Source organism: Pollutimonas bauzanensis (assembly GCF_900129885.1).
GTDB lineage: Bacteria > Pseudomonadota > Gammaproteobacteria > Burkholderiales > Burkholderiaceae_B > Pollutimonas > Pollutimonas bauzanensis.
On sequence record NZ_FQXE01000028.1, the window covers coordinates 1 to 19,732 of the forward strand.

Annotated in this window: 16 protein-coding genes and 1 tRNA gene; 3 read left to right on the forward strand and 14 right to left on the reverse strand. The window is 60.1% G+C overall.

The window, feature by feature from the left end; genetic code table 11:
- The 4 genes from BUB23_RS25825 to rpsL form a co-directional block, all read right to left on the reverse strand.
- Positions 1-94, reverse strand: a 94-nt coding sequence (locus BUB23_RS25825; RefSeq protein ID WP_005434227.1) for a GTP-binding protein, incomplete at its 3' end; no start/stop codon positions are given.
- A 74-nt stretch (positions 95-168) separates the two neighbouring features.
- Positions 169-2,271, reverse strand: a complete 2,103-nt coding sequence (gene fusA, locus BUB23_RS25830) for an elongation factor G (protein ID WP_073110192.1) — start codon at positions 2,269-2,271, stop codon at positions 169-171.
- Between the two features lie 18 nt (positions 2,272-2,289).
- Positions 2,290-2,760: a 30S ribosomal protein S7 gene (gene rpsG, locus BUB23_RS25835; protein ID WP_073110194.1), complete on the reverse strand. Its 471-nt coding sequence runs from the start codon at positions 2,758-2,760 to the stop codon at positions 2,290-2,292.
- Between the two features lie 136 nt (positions 2,761-2,896).
- Positions 2,897-3,274 carry a 30S ribosomal protein S12 gene (gene rpsL / locus BUB23_RS25840; RefSeq protein ID WP_073110196.1) on the reverse strand — a complete coding sequence of 126 codons (378 nt, stop codon included), beginning with the start codon at positions 3,272-3,274 and terminating at the stop codon, positions 2,897-2,899.
- Positions 3,275-3,705: 431 nt separating this feature from the next.
- On the opposite strand from rpsL, the gene BUB23_RS25845 reads away from it, so the two are divergent.
- The 3 genes from BUB23_RS25845 to BUB23_RS25855 are packed head-to-tail and all read left to right on the forward strand — an operon-like array spanning position 3,706 to position 7,484.
- Complete coding sequence (locus BUB23_RS25845; RefSeq protein ID WP_073110199.1) at positions 3,706-4,410, forward strand: response regulator transcription factor; 705 nt, start codon at positions 3,706-3,708, stop codon at positions 4,408-4,410.
- A gap of 3 nt (positions 4,411-4,413) precedes the next feature.
- Positions 4,414-5,523 carry a FecR family protein gene (locus BUB23_RS25850; RefSeq protein WP_342743873.1) on the forward strand — a complete coding sequence of 370 codons (1,110 nt, stop codon included), beginning with the start codon at positions 4,414-4,416 and terminating at the stop codon, positions 5,521-5,523.
- Positions 5,523-7,484 carry a CHASE2 domain-containing protein gene (locus BUB23_RS25855; RefSeq protein WP_084136270.1) on the forward strand — a complete coding sequence of 654 codons (1,962 nt, stop codon included), beginning with the start codon at positions 5,523-5,525 and terminating at the stop codon, positions 7,482-7,484. The genes BUB23_RS25850 and BUB23_RS25855 overlap by 1 nt, the downstream gene beginning before the upstream one ends.
- A gap of 55 nt (positions 7,485-7,539) precedes the next feature.
- Here BUB23_RS25855 and rpoC read toward each other — a convergent pair whose 3' ends face one another.
- The 10 genes from rpoC to BUB23_RS25905 all read right to left on the reverse strand — a co-directional run.
- Positions 7,540-11,784 carry a DNA-directed RNA polymerase subunit beta' gene (rpoC, locus tag BUB23_RS25860; protein WP_073110204.1) on the reverse strand — a complete coding sequence of 1,415 codons (4,245 nt, stop codon included), beginning with the start codon at positions 11,782-11,784 and terminating at the stop codon, positions 7,540-7,542.
- Entirely contained in the window at positions 11,784-15,896 is a 4,113-nt protein-coding gene (rpoB, locus tag BUB23_RS25865; protein ID WP_073110206.1) for a DNA-directed RNA polymerase subunit beta, read from the reverse strand. The genes rpoC and rpoB overlap by 1 nt, the downstream gene beginning before the upstream one ends.
- Before the next feature lie 160 nt (positions 15,897-16,056).
- A complete protein-coding gene (gene rplL / locus BUB23_RS25870) occupies positions 16,057-16,434 on the reverse strand; it encodes a 50S ribosomal protein L7/L12 (protein ID WP_073110209.1) in 378 nt (125 codons plus the stop codon).
- A 72-nt stretch (positions 16,435-16,506) separates the two neighbouring features.
- On the reverse strand, positions 16,507-17,031 hold the full coding sequence (rplJ, locus tag BUB23_RS25875) for a 50S ribosomal protein L10 (RefSeq protein ID WP_073110227.1): 525 nt from the start codon (positions 17,029-17,031) through the stop codon (positions 16,507-16,509).
- Positions 17,032-17,287: 256 nt separating this feature from the next.
- The gene (rplA, locus tag BUB23_RS25880) at positions 17,288-17,983 is read right to left on the reverse strand and encodes a 50S ribosomal protein L1 (protein ID WP_073110212.1); all 696 of its coding nucleotides are present in this window, start codon (positions 17,981-17,983) and stop codon (positions 17,288-17,290) included.
- 2 nt (positions 17,984-17,985) lie between these two features.
- The gene (gene rplK / locus BUB23_RS25885) at positions 17,986-18,417 is read right to left on the reverse strand and encodes a 50S ribosomal protein L11 (RefSeq protein ID WP_073110215.1); all 432 of its coding nucleotides are present in this window, start codon (positions 18,415-18,417) and stop codon (positions 17,986-17,988) included.
- Positions 18,418-18,486: 69 nt separating this feature from the next.
- Positions 18,487-19,020 (reverse strand): transcription termination/antitermination protein NusG, encoded by a 534-nt coding sequence (gene nusG, locus BUB23_RS25890; RefSeq protein WP_073110218.1) that lies wholly within the window; start codon positions 19,018-19,020, stop codon positions 18,487-18,489.
- A gap of 9 nt (positions 19,021-19,029) precedes the next feature.
- Entirely contained in the window at positions 19,030-19,410 is a 381-nt protein-coding gene (secE, locus tag BUB23_RS25895; RefSeq protein WP_073110221.1) for a preprotein translocase subunit SecE, read from the reverse strand.
- A 49-nt stretch (positions 19,411-19,459) separates the two neighbouring features.
- A tRNA-Trp gene (locus BUB23_RS25900) sits at positions 19,460-19,535 on the reverse strand.
- A gap of 98 nt (positions 19,536-19,633) precedes the next feature.
- Positions 19,634-19,732: EF-Tu C-terminal domain-related protein (locus BUB23_RS25905; RefSeq protein WP_483878476.1), on the reverse strand; the 99-nt coding region annotated here is incomplete at its 5' end.

The following is a 19,732-nucleotide window of genomic DNA, read 5'->3' on the forward strand; positions in this document are numbered from 1 at the left end:
TTGCCGCCGTCAGCGTCGTCTTGCCGTGGTCAACGTGCCCAATCGTGCCTACGTTTACGTGGGGTTTGGTACGTTCGAACTTACCTTTTGCCATGATTTATTCCATCAATGTTTTCAGGAAACAAAAATTTTACCCGCCCACCATACAAGATGGGCGGGACCTATATATTACTTACCGCGAGCGGTAATCACTTCGTCAGCTACATTCTTAGGAGCTTCGGCGTAGTGCTTGAACTCCATGGTGTAGGTCGCGCGACCTTGCGTTTGTGAACGCAGAGTAGTCGAGTAACCAAACATTTCGGCCAAGGGTACTTCCGCCTTGATAAGCTTTCCGCCACCGACCATGTCATCCATGCCCTGGACCATGCCGCGGCGCGAGGACAAATCGCCCATCACGTTGCCGGCGTAATCTTCAGGCGTTTCGACTTCGACAGCCATCATGGGTTCGAGCAGCACAGGGCTGGCCTTGCGCATGCCGTCCTTGAATGCCATGGAGGCAGCCATACGGAAGGCGTTTTCATTCGAGTCGACGTCGTGGTACGAACCGAAGAACAGCGTGACCTTGACATCGACCACCGGGTAGCCGGCAACCACGCCAGCCGGCAGGGTTTCCTGGATGCCCTTGTCAACCGCGGGGATGTATTCGCGAGGAACCACACCGCCCTTGATGGCGTCGACGAACTCATAGCCGCCACCGGGAGGCAGGGGCTCGAGCTTGAGCACCACGTGGCCGTACTGGCCGCGACCGCCGGACTGCTTGACGAACTTGCCTTCGATTTCTTCGCAAGTCTTGCGTATGGTTTCGCGATAGGCCACCTGTGGCTTGCCCACGTTGGCTTCCACGCCGAACTCGCGGCGCATGCGGTCAACCAGCACTTCCAGGTGAAGCTCGCCCATGCCCGAAATAATGGTCTGGCCGGATTCTTCGTCGCTGCGTACGCGGAAGGAAGGATCTTCTTGTGCAAGGCGCGACAGCGCGATGCCCATTTTTTCCTGGTCGGCTTTGGTCTTGGGCTCGACAGCCTGTGAAATCACGGGTTCCGGGAACTCCATGCGCTCGAGCAGGATGTGCGAATCGAGATCGCACAGCGTTTCGCCGGTGGTCACGTCTTTCAGACCCACCACGGCGGCGATATCGCCCGACAGCACTTCCTTGATTTCGGCGCGGTTATTGGCGTGCATCTGCAAAATGCGGCCGATACGTTCTTTCTTGCCCTTGATAGGGTTATAGACCGTTTCGCCGGATTTCAAGACGCCCGAATACACGCGCACGAAAGTCAGCTGGCCCACGAACGGGTCGCTCATCAGCTTGAACGCCAACGCCGAGAACTTGGCGCCGTCGTCGGCCGGCAGATGAACGGGATTGCCCTCGTCGTCCGTGCCTTCGACCGGAGGAATATCCACTGGCGAAGGCAGGTAGTCGATGACGGCGTCAAGCATGCGCTGAACGCCTTTGTTCTTGAACGCCGTGCCGCAAAGCATGGGCTGGATTTCACCCGCGATGGTGCGCGTGCGAATGCCGAGGTTGATTTCGGCTTCGGTCAGCGAACCCGTTTCCAGGTATTTGTCCATCAGTTCTTCGGACGACTCGGCGGCCGACTCGAGCAGCTTTTCGTGCCATTCATTGGCCTGGTCGACGAGTTCGGCGGGAATGTCGATATATTCGAACTTCATGCCCTGGCTGGCGTCATCCCAGATGACGCCTTTCATCTTGACCAGGTCGACGACGCCGGTGAAAGTGTCTTCGGAGCCGATCGGGATGACGATAGGCACGGGGTTGGCCTTCAGGCGCAGCTTGAGCTGGTCATAGACCTTGAAGAAGTTCGCGCCGGTGCGATCCATCTTGTTGATGAACGCCAGGCGGGGCACGCCGTACTTGTTGGCCTGGCGCCATACGGTTTCCGACTGGGGTTGTACACCGCCCACGGCGCAATACACCATGCAGGCGCCATCGAGCACGCGCATGGAACGTTCGACTTCGATCGTGAAGTCGACGTGTCCCGGGGTGTCGATGATATTGATGCGATGCTCGGCGTACTGGCCGGCCATACCGCTCCAGAATGCCGTCGTGGCCGCCGAAGTAATGGTGATGCCGCGCTCTTGTTCCTGCTCCATCCAGTCCATGGTGGCGGCGCCATCATGGACTTCACCGATTTTGTGGCTGACGCCGGTATAGAACAAAATACGCTCGGTGGTCGTCGTTTTCCCTGCATCGATGTGCGCGGAAATACCAATATTGCGATAGCGCGAAATGGGGGTTTTGCGGGCCATAATAAAAATGTCCTTAGATTACCAACGGAAATGGCTGAATGCCTTGTTGGCCTCTGCCATCTTGTGCGTGTCTTCGCGCTTTTTCATTGCTCCGCCACGGCCCTCGGAGGCGTCAAGCAATTCGCCGGCCAGGCGCAAATCCATCGACTTTTCGCCACGCTTCTTGGCTGCTTCACGCAACCAGCGCATGGCCAGCGCCAGGCGGCGCACAGGGCGCACTTCAACCGGCACTTGATAGTTCGCACCACCGACACGGCGGCTTTTCACTTCAACGAGAGGCTTGATGTTGTTGATGGCGAGATTGAAAACCTCGATAGGCTCTTTGCCAGTTTTAGCCTGGATCTGGGCAAAAGCGCCGTAGACAATACGTTCCGCTACCGCTTTCTTGCCAGACAACATAACAACGTTCATGAATTTGGCAAGATCTACGCTGCCAAATTTTGGATCGGGGAGAATTTCACGCTTGGGAACTTCGCGACGACGAGGCATTTTAACTTCCTTGTGACAGTTCAGTTGAACCGTTTTTACACGGCCACGACCCTTTATAGGAAAGGATCACTTACATGCTATGGGCGCACGCCCACGGCTGCACTGATGCGACCAGACGAGCTGGACTAGGGAAAACTTAGGCTTTTTTCGGGCGTTTCGCACCGTACTTGGAGCGCGATTGCTTGCGGTCTTTGACACCTTGCAAGTCAAGCGAACCACGGACGATGTGGTAACGGACACCTGGCAAATCCTTGACACGGCCGCCGCGAACAAGAACCACCGAGTGTTCCTGCAAGTTGTGGCCTTCGCCGCCGATGTACGAAATGACTTCGAAACCGTTGGTTAGGCGCACCTTGGCGACTTTACGCAAAGCCGAGTTAGGTTTTTTGGGGGTTGTGGTGTACACGCGAGTGCAGACACCGCGGCGCTGAGGGCAGTTTTCGAGCGCGGGGCTCTTGCTGTTCTCGCGACTTACTTCGCGCGGCTTGCGCACGAGTTGGCTAATGGTTGGCATGACCTTTACGCATCCTGTGACTTTTACGCATTCGGTACTTGCGTACTGATTTACGTATTTGAATGAGACGCCTGCTGCTATAGGCCCGGCATATTGCCAGGCCTGAAAGGAGCCTCAGGCGGTTTGCGCAAAAACCGCCAGACACGAAAAACGTAAAAGAGCGGGTCTTGCGGCAATTCTTGCTGTTGCTATTGCTGTTGCGTTACTACTGCGCTATTGCTAGCCTAACAAAGGTATTTTTGGCAAATAAACCCTTTGATAAGCTCGCCATCGTAGCACGGCAAAGAAGAAAAGGTCAAGGCGCATGCCGGCCAAGATAATAATTATGGGCCCGCTGCGGCTATCCGCCCGCCGGGGCCTGCTCGACATGCTACTACCGGTATCGTAACATTACCGCACTCCTCACTAAAGCAAGCAAGTTTGCCACCACAATGAATATAGCTTCCCTCGAAGACGATCCCGCCCAGGCGCAGCTAATCCACCACACACTTGTCTGCAACGGCCACGACTGCACGGTTTTCAGCCAGGGGAAGGACTTGCTCGCGGCCTTGTCCCGCTCGCCGGCTTTCGATCTGTTATTGCTGGACTGGCAAATACCCGACATCAATGGCATAGATGTGGTCCGATGGGTGCGCGCCAACCTGGGCCATGCGATACCCGTCATGTTCCTTACCAGCCGCACCCTGGAAGAAGACCTGGTGACGGGCCTCGAGGCCGGCGCCGACGACTACATGATCAAGCCCATACGCCAGGGCGAACTGCTGGCCCGCGTGAACGCCCTGCTGCGCCGCCATAACCCCGTCGGATCGCGCGAGCAGCCCTTCATTTGCGGCGCCTATGAAATCGATCCCTCTATCGACGCGATCCGCCTCCAGGGCCGCAAAATAGAACTTGCGCCCAAGGAATATGAACTCGCGCTGCTGCTTTTCCGCAACCCGGGCAGGCTGTTTTCGCGGGACGTCCTGAGCAGCAGCGTCTGGAATCGTGAAATTCCCGCCACATCGCGTACGCTGGACACCCATCTTTCCAACCTGCGCCGCAAGCTCCAACTGGGCGCCGAACATGGCGTGCGCCTGAATTCCTCATACGCCCTGGGCTATCGCCTGGAACTGACCGCCGACAATTACTTACCCTAGGCCATGATGAGTCCGTCCCTCATGCTGCACCGCTCGCTACTCGCATTCATGGCTGGCGCCCTGCTCGCCCTGGCTTCAACACCGGCCCCGGCCCAACCGTCCGGCGCCCGCGGCGGCAATTTCCTTTACCGGGCCATGCCCGGCGACACGCTCATCGAACTGGCCCAGCGATTCACCGATAATCCGGCCAACTGGAGCACGCTGCAAAGCCTGAATTCGGTGCAGGACCCGACCCGCCTGAGCATAGGCCGCGAACTGAAGATACCGTTCTCCCTGATACCCGAACTGCCCTCGCAAGCGCAGGTCAGCCACATTGCCGGCGAGGTCGACGCCGATGGGGAGTCGACCGGCATCAAGGCCGTCCTGGCCGAAGGCGACTCCCTGCGCACAGGCCCCGACGGTTTCGTGACATTGGTCCTGGCCGACCGCAGCGTCATATCCGTGCCGGCGGGGTCGTCGCTGCGCATCGAGCGGCTGCGCGTATTCAAGGGCACCGGGCTTATCGATGCCATTTTCGATATACGCGATGGCTCGCTGGAATCCAGCGTTGCGCCGCAAGACACCGGCGTGGGCCGATTCGAGATCCGCACGCCGGTAAGCATCACGGGCGTGCGCGGCACCCGCTTGCGCGTGCGGGCCTCCGCCGATGGCTCGCAAAGCGAGGTCTTGTCCGGCAGCGCCCAGCTCAGCGCGGGCCCCGACGGTGAAGCCGTCGTGCGCCAGGACCAGGGGGCCGCCGTCGACGCTCAAGGCAAGCTGCTGGGCGTGCGGGCCTTGCTGCCGGCTCCCCGGCTCGCGCCGGCCGTCCGCGGCGGCCAGGGATGGACCTTGTCTTTCGCGCCCGTTCCGGGCGCCGCGTCCTATCTGGTGCGCGTGGCCGCCAACCAGGCGGGCACCGAGCTGCTTTCCAGCCGCCAGTTCGATTCGCCCGAAATAAGCTTCAGCGCCCCGGGCCCCGGCACCTATTACGCGGTGGTGCGCGCCATCGATAGCGACGGGGTGATGGGCAAAGATGCGGTCCAGCCATTTCTCGGCCAGTCCTTGCTGAAGACGTCGGATGGCTCGGGCATTCACAGCGGCTACGGCCAATTCGTGCTTCTGACGGACTACTGATGCCTCGTTCCGCCGGGAGAACGGACGCGAATTTCTGGGGTGGCCTGGAACGGCGCATACGCGCGGAATGGCTGCTGGCGACCCTGGCCATGATGCTCTTCACGATGGCGCTGAGCTACTTCAGCGATAGCATCGGGTTCTCGCGCCTGAATCACGCCTTCTACGACAAGACGCTGGCGGCCGCGGTCCATGCGGTCGACAGCAAGGACATCGTCATAGTCGCGATCGACGACGGGAGCATCGACCAGATCGGCTACTGGCCCTGGCGGCGATCCGTGCACGCGCAACTGTTGGCCAGGCTGGGGCAGGCCCGGGCGGTAGGCCTGGACCTGGTTTTCAGCGAAGTCAACCCCGCCTATCCGCAAGACGATGAGCAATTGGCCCAGGCAGTCCGCCATCACGGCAAAGTCGTATTGCCGCTGGTGCTGGACGAGGCCGGCGGCAGCGCCCTTGCGCCGCTGGCGCCGTTGGCCGGAGCCGCCAGGCAGATGGGATACATCAATATATACCCCGATGAGGACGGCGTAATCCGCTCGCTCACCCTGGAGCGGACTCTGGCCTCGGGCGAAAAGGTCGAACACTTCGTCATCGCCCTGATGCGCGCCACGCATGAGCCGGCCCAGCCCGCCGCGCCGCGGCAAGCCGGCTCGGCGCCCTTGCTCCTGCCTTATGCCGGGACCCCCGGCCACTTCACGATATATCCGTACGCGCAGGTGCTCAATGGACAGATCCCTGAATCGGATTTCAAGGGCAAGTATGTGCTGGTCGGCTCTTGGGGCTCGGGATTGGGCGATGCCTTTCCCACGCCGCTATCCCGCCAGGGAGAAAGCATGTCCGGGGTGGAGATCCTGGCCAACGGGCTGCAAAGCGCCCTGCGGCGCCACTGGATAAGCAGCCCGGGGCGCTGGCAGACGGCGCTGCTTTCCACCCTGCCGGTGCTGCTGATATGCCTGGTATTGCGCCGCCTGTCGCCCCGGCGTTCCTTTCTGCTGGCCATGGCGGTGCTGTTCCTGGTGTTCGCAGCAAGCTGGCTGCTGATGCGCTATGCCAGCGTCTGGATACCGGTGACCGCCAGCCTTGTCGGCACCTTGCTGGCCTATCCGGTGTGGAGCTGGCGCAGCCAGGAAGCAGCCCTGCAGCATATCGATCGCGAACTGCAAGCCTTGAGCGCGGAACAGCCCGCGGTCGGCAATGCCTTGTCGCCGGGCGAGCCCTCGCGGCGCGACGGCTCGCTTTCGGCCCGCGTAACCCATCTGCACAGCGCCATAGCGCAGTTGCGCCACGCGCAGCGCAAGCGCGAAGAAACCTTGCAGTTTCTTTCGCACGATATGCGCGCCCCGCAAAATTCCATCCTGGCCCTGACGCAATTGCAGGACCAGGCCGAGAGCGCCATGCCCCAGGCGGAATTGCTGCGGCGGATCGATCGCTATGCCCACAAGACCCTGGGGCTGGTCGACGGCTTCGTGCAGCTGGCCCGCGCGGAAGCCGCGGGACTGCGCAACGAGGCGCTGGACCTGGTCGAGCTGGTCGAACTGGGCTGCGACGACTTCTGGGCGCAAGCCCGGCAACGCCACATCCGCATCGTGATCGCGGAGCATCCCGACGCGGCATGGATACGCGGCGACGAGGCGCTGCTGCGGCGGGCCTGGTGCAACCTGGTCGACAACGCCATCAAGTACAGCCCCGACCATAGCGAGATCCACTGCCGCATCGTGCGCGACCGGAATGATTGGCTGGCGATTATCCGCGATCAAGGCAGGGGCATCAGCGCGGCGCAGCAGGCGACGCTGTTCACGCCCTTCATTCGCGCAAACGAAGACAAGCCCGGCAATCCCTCGGGTGTCGGGCTCGGCCTGGCGCTGGTCATGGCGGTGGCCACCCGGCATGGCGGCTCGATCCAGGTGAACAGCGGCCTCGACCGCGGCACCGAATTCGTGCTGCGGCTGCCGGCGCGGCAATAAAAAAAACGCCGGGTGCGAACACCCGGCGTTTTCATCGACAGCGTGTAGCGCCGATTTACTCCTGGTCTGAACCTGCCTCGCCGGCAGCAGAACCTTCGTGGGTCTCCACGACTTCGGCCGGTGGCGCGTCCTCGAAAGGATTGGCCATCGCGCGGGCGGCTTGACGTTCGGCCGCTTCGTGGGCCTCTTTGTCTTTGCGCGCCATGTGATACGCCATACCCGTACCCGCAGGGATCAGGCGGCCGACAATCACGTTTTCCTTCAGACCGCGCAAATCGTCGCGTTTGCCCATGATGGCGGCTTCGGTAAGAACGCGCGTGGTTTCCTGGAACGATGCCGCCGAAATGAACGAATCGGTGGACAGCGAAGCCTTGGTGATACCCAGCAGCACGTTATCGTACGTGGCTGGAATCTTGCCGTCGGCTTCCATGCGATCGTTTTCGTTGAACAGCTCGGAACGCTCGACCTGCTCGCCCGTGATGAAGCTGGTGTCGCCGGCATTGGTGATGTTCACACGGCGCAGCATCTGGCGAACAATCACTTCAATGTGCTTGTCGTTGATCTTCACGCCCTGCAAGCGGTACACATCCTGGACTTCGTTGACCACGTAGCTGGCGAGGCGCTCGATACCCTGCAAACGCAGGATGTCGTGCGGATCGGCGGGACCGTCGACGATCATTTCGCCCTTGTTCACCACCTGGCCGTCGTGCACCAGCACCTGCTTTTCCTTGGGAATCAGGAACTCGTGGCTGACGCCGTCCAGGTCGGTGATGACCAGGCGCTGCTTGCCCTTGGTGTCCTTGCCGAACGAAACCGTGCCGGTGACGTCGGCAAGCATGCCGGCGTCTTTCGGCGAACGCGCTTCGAACAATTCGGCCACGCGGGGCAAACCGCCGGTGATGTCGCGAGTCTTTTGCGATTCTTGGGGAATACGCGCCAGGACTTCGCCTATGGCGACCTGCATGCCGTCGCGAACGGTAATCAGCGCGCCCACCGGGAAGGTGATGTTCACCGAATGGTCGGTGCCGGCGATCTTGACTTCTTCGCCCACTTCATTGAGCAGCTTGATTTGCGGACGCATCATGATCTTGCCGCCGCGCGTCTTGGGCGTAATGACCACCAGCGTCGACAAGCCGGTTACTTCGTCCAGCTGCTTGGCGACCGTGACGCCTTCGTCGATATTCTCGAAGCGCACCAGGCCCGCGTATTCCGACACAATGGGACGGGTCAGCGGATCCCAGCTTGCCAGGCGCTGGCCAGCCTTGACCACATCGCCATCGCCCACCGTGATGGTCGCGCCGTAAGGGATCTTGTGGCGTTCGCGCTCGCGGCGATTGTCATCATAAATGATGATTTCGCCCGAACGGGAAATCGCCACGCGGTCGCCCTTGGCATTGGTGACGTAGCGCAGGCCTATGGCGAAACCGATGGTGCCCGAGGACTTGGTTTCGACCGAGCTGGCCATGGCGTTGCGCGATGCCGCGCCGCCAATGTGGAAGGTACGCATCGTAAGCTGCGTGCCCGGCTCCCCGATGGACTGGGCCGCGATGACGCCGATGGCCTCGCCGCGGTTGATCATGCTGCCGCGGCCGAGGTCGCGGCCATAGCAGTGGGCGCACAAGCCATGGCGGGTTTCGCAGGTAAGGGGCGTGCGCACCTTGACTTCGTCCACGCCTATGCTGTCGATGTATTCCACCAGGTCTTCATCCAGCAGCGTGCCGGCGGCGACAGCGGTTTCCTGGGTTTCAGGATTGACGATGTCGGCAGCCACCACGCGGCCCAGAATGCGGTCGCGCAAGGGCTCGATCACTTCGCCGCCCTCGACCAGCGCTTTCATCAGATAGCCGCGCGTCGTGCCGCAGTCGGACGTGGTGATGACCAGATCCTGCGTCACGTCGACCAGGCGGCGCGTCAGGTAGCCCGAGTTCGCCGTTTTGAGGGCGGTGTCGGCCAGGCCTTTACGCGCGCCGTGGGTGGAGATGAAGTACTGGAGTACGTTGAGGCCTTCACGGAAATTGGCGGTGATCGGCGTTTCGATAATGGAGCCGTCAGGCTTGGCCATCAGGCCGCGCATACCGGCCAGCTGGCGGATCTGGGCGGCGGAACCGCGGGCGCCCGAATCGGCCATCATGTAGATGGAATTGAACGACTCCTGGCGCACTTCCTCGCCGTGGCGGTTGGTCACGGGCTCGGTGGACAGCTGTTCCATCATGGCCTTGCCGACCTTGTCGCCGGCCTTGCCCCAGATATCCACCACGTTGTTGTAGCGCTCTTGCGAAGTCACCAGGCCCGACGAGTACTGCTTGTCGATTTCCTTGACTTCCTTGCTGGCCTGGGCAAGGATTTCTTCCTTGACCGAGGGAATCAGCATGTCGCTCATGGCGATCGAAATCCCGCCGCGCGTCGCCAGGCGGAAGCCCGACTGCATCAGCTTGTCGGCAAAGATGACCGTCGCGCGCAAGCCGCAGCGGCGGAACGACTGGTTGATGAGGCGCGAAATCTCTTTCTTCTTGAGCGGGCGGTTCAGCACCGAGAAGGGCAGGCCATGCGGCAGGATTTCCGACAGCAGGGCGCGGCCGACCGTGGTCTCGAAGCGCCGGAGTATCGGTTGCCATTCGCCCTGTTCGTCTTTCTCGTATTCGTTCAAGCGAACGGTGACGCGGCTTTGCAGCTCGACTTCGCGGTTGTCGTAGGCGCGCTGGACTTCGGCGACGTCGGTGAAGAACAGGCCTTCACCCTTGCCGTTGGTGCGTTCCCGCGTCGTGTAGTAAAGCCCGAGCACGATATCCTGCGACGGCACGATGGACGGTTCGCCATTGGCCGGGAACAGGATGTTGTTGGAGGCCAGCATCAGCGTGCGGGCTTCCAGCTGGGCCTCGAGCGACAGCGGCACGTGGACGGCCATCTGGTCGCCGTCGAAGTCGGCGTTGAAGGCGGCGCAGACCAGCGGATGCAGCTGGATGGCCTTGCCTTCGATCAGGACGGGCTCGAAGGCCTGGATACCCAGGCGGTGCAGCGTAGGCGCGCGGTTGAGCATGACGGGATGCTCGCGGATGACCTCTTCGAGGATATCCCAGACCACCGGCTCCTGGGTTTCCACCAGCTTCTTGGCGGCCTTGATCGTCGTGGCCAGGCCCATCATTTCAAGACGGTTGAAAATAAAAGGCTTGAACAGCTCCAGGGCCATCAGCTTGGGCAGACCGCACTGGTGCAGCTTGAGCTGCGGGCCCACCACGATGACCGAACGGCCGGAATAATCGACGCGCTTGCCCAGCAAGTTCTGGCGGAAACGCCCGCTCTTGCCTTTGATCATGTCGGCCAGGGACTTGAGCTGGCGCTTGTTGGCGCCCGTCATGGCCTTGCCGCGGCGGCCGTTGTCCAGCAGCGAATCGACCGATTCCTGCAGCATGCGTTTTTCATTGCGCAGGATGATGTCCGGCGCCTTGAGCTCCAGCAGGCGTTTCAGGCGGTTGTTGCGGTTGATGACGCGGCGGTACAGGTCGTTGAGGTCGGAGGTCGCGAAACGGCCGCCATCCAGCGGCACCAGCGGACGCAGGTCCGGCGGCAGCACGGGCAGCACTTCCATGACCATCCATTCGGGCTTGATGCCCGATTTCTGGAAGCCTTCCAGGACTTTCAAACGCTTGGAGATCTTCTTGATCTTGGCGTCGGACGACGTGGCCTTGAGTTCGGCGCGCAGGATTTCGACATCGCGGTCGATATCGATGGTGCGCAGCAATTCGCGCACCGCTTCGGCGCCCATCAGGGCGTGGAAGTCGTCGCCGTATTCTTCGGTCTTGGCCAGGAAGTCGTCATCGGACATGATCTGGCCGCGCTTGAGCGGAGTCATGCCTGGTTCGATGACGCACCATGCTTCGAAATAAAGCACGCGCTCGATGTCGCGCAGGGTCATGTCGAGAACCATGCCCAGACGCGAAGGCAGGCTCTTGAGGAACCAGATATGCGCTACCGGGCTGGCCAGTTCGATATGGCCCATGCGCTCGCGGCGCACTTTGGCCACGGTGACTTCAACGCCGCACTTTTCGCAGATCACGCCGCGATGCTTCAGGCGCTTGTATTTGCCGCAAAGGCATTCGTAGTCCTTGATCGGGCCGAATATCTTGGCGCAGAACAGGCCATCGCGCTCCGGCTTGAAGGTGCGGTAATTGATGGTTTCGGGCTTGCGTACTTCGCCGTAGGACCATGACCGCACTTTCTCCGGCGACGCGATGCCGATCTTGATGGCATCGAATTGCTCGTCTTGCGAGACTTGTTTAAACAGATCGAGTAGCGCTTTCATTATTTACGCTCCAAATCCATGTCCAGGGACAGGGATCTAATTTCTTTGACCAGAACGTTGAACGACTCTGGCATACCGGCGTCGATGACGTGGTCGCCCTTGACGATGTTTTCGTACACCTTGGTCCGGCCTGCGATATCGTCGGATTTGACGGTAAGCATTTCCTGCAAGGTGTATGAAGCACCGTAAGCTTCGAGCGCCCATACTTCCATCTCGCCGAAGCGCTGGCCGCCGAACTGGGCTTTGCCGCCCAATGGCTGCTGCGTGACGAGCGAGTACGGACCAGTAGAACGCGCATGCATCTTGTCGTCAACCAAGTGGTGCAGTTTCAGATAGTGCATGTAGCCAACGGTAACCGGACGTTCGAATTGTTCGCCGGTGCGGCCGTCGACCAGCCAGGCCTGCGAACGCGTCGACGTAAGCTTGAGCCGTTCAGCGATGTCGTCGGGGTAAGCCAATTCCAGCATCTTGGTGATTTCTTCTTCGGTGGCGCCGTCGAAGACCGGCGTAGCCAGAGGCACGCCGTTTTTCAAGTTGTTGGCCATTTCGATGATTTCATCATCGGTCAGCTCGCTGACGCGGGCCTTGGCGCCGGTGCTGTTGTAGACCTTCTCGAGATAGTTGCGAACATCCTTGACCTGGACGTTCTTTTCGTCTTCGAGCATGTCGGCAATGCGGTGGCCCACGCCCTTGGCGGCCCAGCCCAAATGCACTTCCAGCACCTGGCCCACGTTCATCCGCGAAGGAACGCCCAGCGGGTTCAGAACGATGTCGGCAGGCGTACCGTCGGCCATGTGGGGCATGTCCTCGATAGGCGTGATGCGCGACACGACGCCCTTGTTGCCGTGGCGGCCGGCCATCTTGTCGCCAGGCTGCAGGCGGCGCTTGACGGCCAGGTAGACCTTGATCATCTTGAGCACGCCGGGAGGCAATTCATCGCCCTGGGTCAGCTTCTTGCGCTTTTCTTCAAAGGCCAGATCGAACTCGTGGCGTTTCTGCTCCACCGACTCCTTGGCCTGTTCGAGCACCACGGCCTGGGCCTCGTCGGCCAGGCGCACGTCGAACCACTGCCAGCGGTCCAGATCGGCCAGGTATTCCGTGGTCAGGGCCGTGCCCTTGGCCAGCTTGCGCGGGCCGCCATTGACCACTTTGCCGATCAGGAACTTGCCGATACGATCGAAGGTGTCGTTTTCGACAATGCGCAGCTGGTCGTTGAGGTCCTGGCGATAGCGGCGCAGTTCGTCATCGATGATGGCTTGGGCGCGCTTATCGCGTTCGATGCCTTCGCGGGTGAAGACCTGGACATCGATGACCGTGCCGACCATGCCCGAGGGCACGCGCAGCGACGTGTCTTTGACGTCGGAAGCTTTCTCGCCGAAAATCGCGCGCAGCAGCTTTTCTTCGGGGGTGAGCTGGGTTTCGCCCTTGGGCGTTACCTTGCCCACCAGCACGTCGTCGGCGCGGACTTCGGCGCCGATGTAGACAATGCCCGAATCGTCCAGGCGATTCAGCTGGGTCTCCGCCAGATTGCTGATGTCGCGCGTGATTTCCTCGGCGCCCAGCTTGGTGTCGCGCGCGACGACAGTCAGTTCTTCGATGTGTATCGACGTATAGCGGTCGTCGGCCACGATCTTCTCGGAAATCAGGATCGAATCCTCGAAGTTGTAGCCGTTCCAGGGCATGAACGCGATCAGCATGTTCTGGCCCAGCGCCAGTTCGCCCAGGTCGGTCGATGCGCCATCGGCCAGGACGTCGCCGCGCGCGACGTGATCGCCGCGCTTGACGATAGGACGCTGGTTGATGTTGGTGTTCTGGTTGGAACGCGTGTACTTGATCAGGTTGTAGATGTCCACGCCGACCTGGCCGGCGATGTCTTCCTCGTCGTTGACGCGGATGACCACGCGCTCGGCGTCGACGTGATCGACGATCCCGCCGCGGATGGCCTGCACGGTGGTGCCCGAGTCGACCGCGACAGTGCGCTCGATGCCCGTGCCGACCAGAGGCTTTTCAGGACGCAGGCAAGGAACGGCCTGGCGCTGCATATTGGCGCCCATCAGCGCGCGGTTGGCGTCGTCGTGTTCCAGGAATGGAATCAGCGATGCCGCGACAGACACGATCTGCGATGGGGCAACGTCCATGTAGTGCACGTTGGCCGGCGCCGTCAGCATGGTTTCGCCAGCTTCGCGACATGCCACCAGGTCATCGGCGAAACGGCCCTCTTCGTCGAGCTCGGCGTTGGCCTGGGCGATGACGTAGTGGCTTTCCTCGATGGCCGAGAGGTAATCGATCTGCTCGCTGACCTTGCCGTCGATGATCTTGCGGTAAGGCGTTTCCAGGAAGCCATACTCGTTCAGGCGCGCATACAGCGCCATGGAGTTGATCAGGCCGATGTTCGGGCCTTCAGGCGTTTCGATCGGGCATACGCGGCCATAGTGGGTCGGATGCACGTCGCGCACTTCGAAGCCCGCGCGTTCGCGCGTCAGGCCGCCAGGCCCCAAAGCCGAAACGCGGCGCTTGTGCGTGATTTCGGACAAAGGATTGGTCTGGTCCATGAACTGCGACAGCTGGCTCGAACCGAAGAATTCCTTGATGGCGGCTGAGATCGGCTTGGAATTGATCAAGTCGTGAGGCATGAGGTTTTCGGTCTCGGCCTGGCCCAGACGTTCTTTTACCGCACGCTCGACACGCACCAGCCCGGCGCGGAACTGGTTCTCGGCCAGTTCGCCCACGCAGCGCACGCGGCGATTGCCCAGGTGATCGATGTCGTCGATCTGGCCGCGGCCATTGCGAAGCTCCACCAGGACCATGATGGTTTCCAGGATGTCTTCGTTGGTCAGCGTCATGGGGCCGGTGATGTCTTCGCCACGGCCCAGGCGGCTGTTTACCTTCATGCGGCCGACGCGCGACAGATCGTAGGCGTCTTCGCTGTAGAACAGACGCTGGAACAGCGCTTCGACGGCATCCTCGGTAGGAGGCTCGCCGGGGCGCATCATGCGGTAGATGGCCACGCGGGCGGCCATCTGGTCGGCGGTTTCATCGGTGCGCAGCGTTTGCGAAATATAGCCGCCGCGGTCCAGGTCGTTGATGTACAGCGTCTGGATCTGGTGGATATTGGCCACGCGCAGCTCGGCCAGCATCGACTCGTTGATTTCGTCGTTGGCGTTGGCAATGACTTCGCCCGTTTCGGGATTGACCACGCCCTTGGCCAGGACACGGCCGAGAAGGAAGTCTTCAGGCACGGAAACGCGCTCGACATTGGCCGCGGCCAGGTCGCGCAGGTGCTTCGCGTTGATGCGCTTGTCTTTTTCGACGATGACCTTGCCATCGCGATCGGTGACGTCGAAGTGGGCGACTTCGCCCTTCCAGCGCTCGGCCACGAATTCCAGCGTGCCGCCTTCCTTGTGGATTTCGAAGTTGTCGAAATCCGAGAAGTAGGCCAGGATGGCTTCGGGCGTCATCCCGATGGCCTTGAGCAGAATGGTCACAGGCATCTTGCGGCGGCGGTCGACACGGAAGAACAGGACGTCCTTGGGGTCGAACTCGAAGTCCAGCCACGAGCCGCGGTAGGGAATCACGCGCGCGGAGAACAGCAGCTTGCCCGAGCTGTGCGTTTTACCGCGATCATGCTCGAAGAAGACGCCGGGTGAACGGTGCAGCTGCGAAACGATAACGCGTTCCGTGCCGTTGATGACAAAGGAACCGGTGTTGGTCATAAGCGGAATTTCGCCCATGTACACTTCCTGCTCTTTGACTTCCTTGACTGTGGGCTTGCTTACTTCGCGATCCAGAAGGACCAGGCGCACCTTGGCACGCAGCGGAGAAGCATAGGTCAGCCCGCGCAGCTGACATTCCTTGACGTCAAACACGGGTTCGCCAAGCACATAGCTGACAAACTCAAGCCGCGCCATCTGATTATGACTAACGATTGGGAAGATCGAACTAAAAGCCGCTTGCAGGCCTTCATCTTTGCGTTTGGAAGGTGTAGTATCCGCCTGCAGAAATGTTTTAAATGATTGCAGTTGAGTCGCCAAAAGGTAAGGGACGTCCTGGACGTCTTCACGCTTGGCGAAGCTCTTGCGTATGCGCTTTTTTTCGGTGAACGAATAAGGCATGAGCACTCCGACTCGAGGGTTACATGGGCCGTCAACCACGGCCCTGGTTTACGACTCCAGAAAACCCGACTCGGGCAAATAACCGGACCGGAATCGCGGGTTTTCTGGAAACGCAAAAGCCCGGGAAGGCCTTGGCGCTTCCCGGGCAGCAAAAACAGGCTTACTTCAGTTCAGCTTTAGCGCCGGCTTCTTCAAGCTTTTTCTTGGCGGCTTCAGCGTCAGCTTTGGACAGGCCTTCTTTTACTGGCTTCGGTGCACCGTCGACCAGGTCCTTGGCTTCTTTCAAGCCCAGGCCCGTGATTTCACGCACAGCCTTGATGACGCTGACTTTGTTCGCGCCGAATTCAGACAATACGAGGGTGAACTCTGTTTGCTCTTCAGCGACAGCGGCAGCGCCGCCAGCAGCAGGAGCAGCAGCCACAGCGGCGGCAGCAGCCGACACGCCAAATTTTTCTTCCATTTCCTTGATCAGCTCGGACAATTCGAGCACGGTCATGCTAGCGATAGCGTCAAGGATTTCAGCTTTGCTTAATGCCATTTTAAGAACTCCAAATATTTATAAATGCCAGGGTTGGGTGTCGCTCGGTTCGACGAAATCCGAAGGTTCTGCCTACGCAGTTTCCTTCTGATCGCGCACGGCCGCGAGGCCGCGTACGAACTTCGTGGGAACTTCGTTGAGCGTACGCACAAATTGCGTGACAGGGGCTTGCATCGTACCCATCAGTTTCGAAAGCAACTCATCGCGCGACGGCATGGTGGCCAAGGCCTTCACACCATCTTGGCTCAAGACGTTATTGGGCAATGCCCCGCCTTTGATAACCAGCTTGTCGTTGGTCTTTGCGAAACCGGCAAGTACTTTCGCCGCCGAAACCGGATCAGTGCTAATCCCATAGATCAGCGGACCGGTCAGCTGGGCCGAGAGTTCCTCGAAAGGAGTCCCGACGACAGCGCGACGGACCAGCGTGTTTTTGAGGACACGCAGATACACACCCGACTCACGCGCAGTTTTGCGCAATACGGTAACAGAGGCGACGTCCAGACCACGGTACTCAGCGATAATGACCGATTGCGCCTTTGCGATTTCCGCAGAGACTTCCTCGATGACTACCGCTTTCTCTTGACGATTGAGACTCACGGTTTGAACACTCCATCTAAAGACGCTCGGGAGGGTCCCTTGCGTCAACCGAATGCGGCGCACCTGGTCGAGTTCTTCAAAAAACAAGAATTCTTCCATGGGCGCCGTCTGCGCTGGACTCAGCCTGTAAACAGCCTGAAATTAAGCCCGGCCGCCAGCGTACGGATACGCGTCGCGGCAGTGCTCCAGCGGTCTTTGACAGCAATGTCTGGCGAACCCAGACACGGCCCAAAGTTCTTTTTTCCCGCGGCTTTTATCAAGCCGTCAGGGAAGCTATTTCTACGCGCGCACCGCCGCCCATCGTGGACGAGACAGCCAGCTTGCGCAGATACACACCTTTTGCTGCGGTCGGACGCGCCTTGTTCAGGGCATCGACCAGAGCGGCCAGGTTGGATTGCAATTGTTCCACGCCAAAAGAGGCGCGACCGATGGTGGCGTGGATAATGCCGGCCTTGTCGGTACGGTACTGCACTTGACCCGCCTTGGCGTTCTTGACGGCGGTAACGACGTCAGGAGTCACGGTGCCGACCTTGGGGTTGGGCATCAGGCCGCGAGGGCCGAGGATCTGGCCCAGGGCGCCGACGACGCGCATGGTGTCGGGCGAAGCGATGACCACGTCGAAATCGATCTGGCCAGCCTTGATGCTTTCGGCCAGGTCGTCCAGGCCGACGATGTCGGCGCCGGCCGCCTTGGCGGCTTCAGCTTTCTCGCCCTGGGCGAACACGGCGACACGCACCGATTTGCCGGTGCCGGCGGGAAGCACGACCGAGCCGCGAACCAGCTGGTCGGATTTTTTGGGGTCTATGCCCAGTTGCACCGCCACGTCGATGGATTCATTGAACTTGGCGGTAGCCGTGTCCTTGACCAGCGCCAGCGCTTCGGCGACAGGGTAGAACTTGTTGGCGTCGATCTTGGCGGCGATTGCAGCCGCGCGTTTATTCAGCTTGGCCATGCTTATACCCCTTCAACCGTAATGCCCATGCTGCGGGCGCTGCCGGCAACCGTGCGTACGGCTGCGTCCAGGTCGGCGGCCGTCAGGTCGGGCGACTTGGTCTTGGCGATTTCTTCGGCCTGGGCACGCGTGAGCACGCCTACCTTGTCAAGATTCGGACGAGCCGAACCTTTCTGCACGCCAACCGCCTTTTTGATCAGGACGGTGGCAGGCGGCGTCTTCATGATGAAGGTGAAGCTCTTGTCTGCGTAGGCGGTGATCACCACGGGTATCGGCAGACCGGGCTCCAGGCCCTGGGTCTTGGCGTTGAACGCCTTGCAGAATTCCATGATGTTCAGACCGCGCTGACCCAGCGCCGGACCGATAGGGGGTGAGGGATTAGCCTTACCAGCTGGTACTTGCAGCTTGATAAAGCCGACGATTTTCTTCGCCATGCTTAGCTCCTTGCGGGTTCAAACACCGGTCGTCGAATAACGAGACCGGCTCCCCGGGGTTCAAAAAATTCAGGTTTTCTCAACCTGACCAAAATCCAGTTCGACAGGTGTGGCCCGGCCGAAAATCGTGACCGAAACGCGCACCTTGCTTTTTTCGTAGTTGACTTCTTCGACATTGCCGTTGAAGTCAGCAAACGGGCCTTCTTTGACGCGGACCATTTCGCCGACTTCAAAGAGGACTTTGGGCTTGGGTTTCTCGACGCCCTCTTCCATCTGCGAAAGAATCTTTTCGACTTCGCGGTCGGAGATGGGCGCTGGGCGGTTGCCGGAACCGCCGAGGAAACCGGTAACCCGGTTTGTATTCTTTACCAAATGCCAGGTTTCGTCGGTGAGATCCATCTCGACCAATACGTAGCCCGGGAAAATGCGCCGTTCAGTGATGGACTTTTTGCCGCCCTTTACTTCGAGGACTTCTTCCGATGGAACCAGGATGCGTCCAAAAGAGGTTTCCAGCCCAGCACGTTCGATGCGCTCGATGAGCGCCTTGTGCACGCTTTTTTCCATTCCGGAATAGACGTGTACGACATACCAACGCTTGCTCATGTGTGCCCTTTATTTCCAGCCCAGAAGCAGGCCATATATGACCCACTCGAGACCTTTGTCGACGATCCACAACAAGATGCCCATCGCGATGACGAACACAAAAACTATGCCCGTCATTTGCGTGGTTTCTTTACGCGTCGGCCAGACAACACGCTTGACTTCGTTATAGGAATCGCGTCCAAAACTGATGGTGCGACGGCCGGGCTCGCTGAACCAGGCAATAATTGCGGCGACGACCAGGCTGCCGACGAAGACGCCTACGCGCGCTATGCCGGGCTGGCCTTCGAGCATCGAGTAGCCGACGATGCCGGCCACGATAACAAGCACCGCCAGACCCAGCTTGATGCGATCTGTGGTACTGGTAACGGTTACTATGTTGCTATTCGACATATTCCGGCGAGTGGCGCCGCGGATTGCGGCTGCGATGAAACTGACTGTGTGGCAGGGGCAGTAGGAATCGAACCTACAACCTTCGGTTTTGGAGACCGACGCTCTGCCAATTGAGCTATACCCCTAGACCCCGAAAGGCGGTGAGCCCTTTTTGGCTTCACCACCTTTTAACACTGAGGCGAAGGGGCGCATTGCGCCCAATCGCCATACAACACTTTACTGCTTATTTGATGATGGTGGCAACGACGCCGGCGCCCACCGTGCGTCCGCCTTCGCGGATGGCAAAGCGCAGGCCTTCTTCCATCGCGATGGGCGACATCAG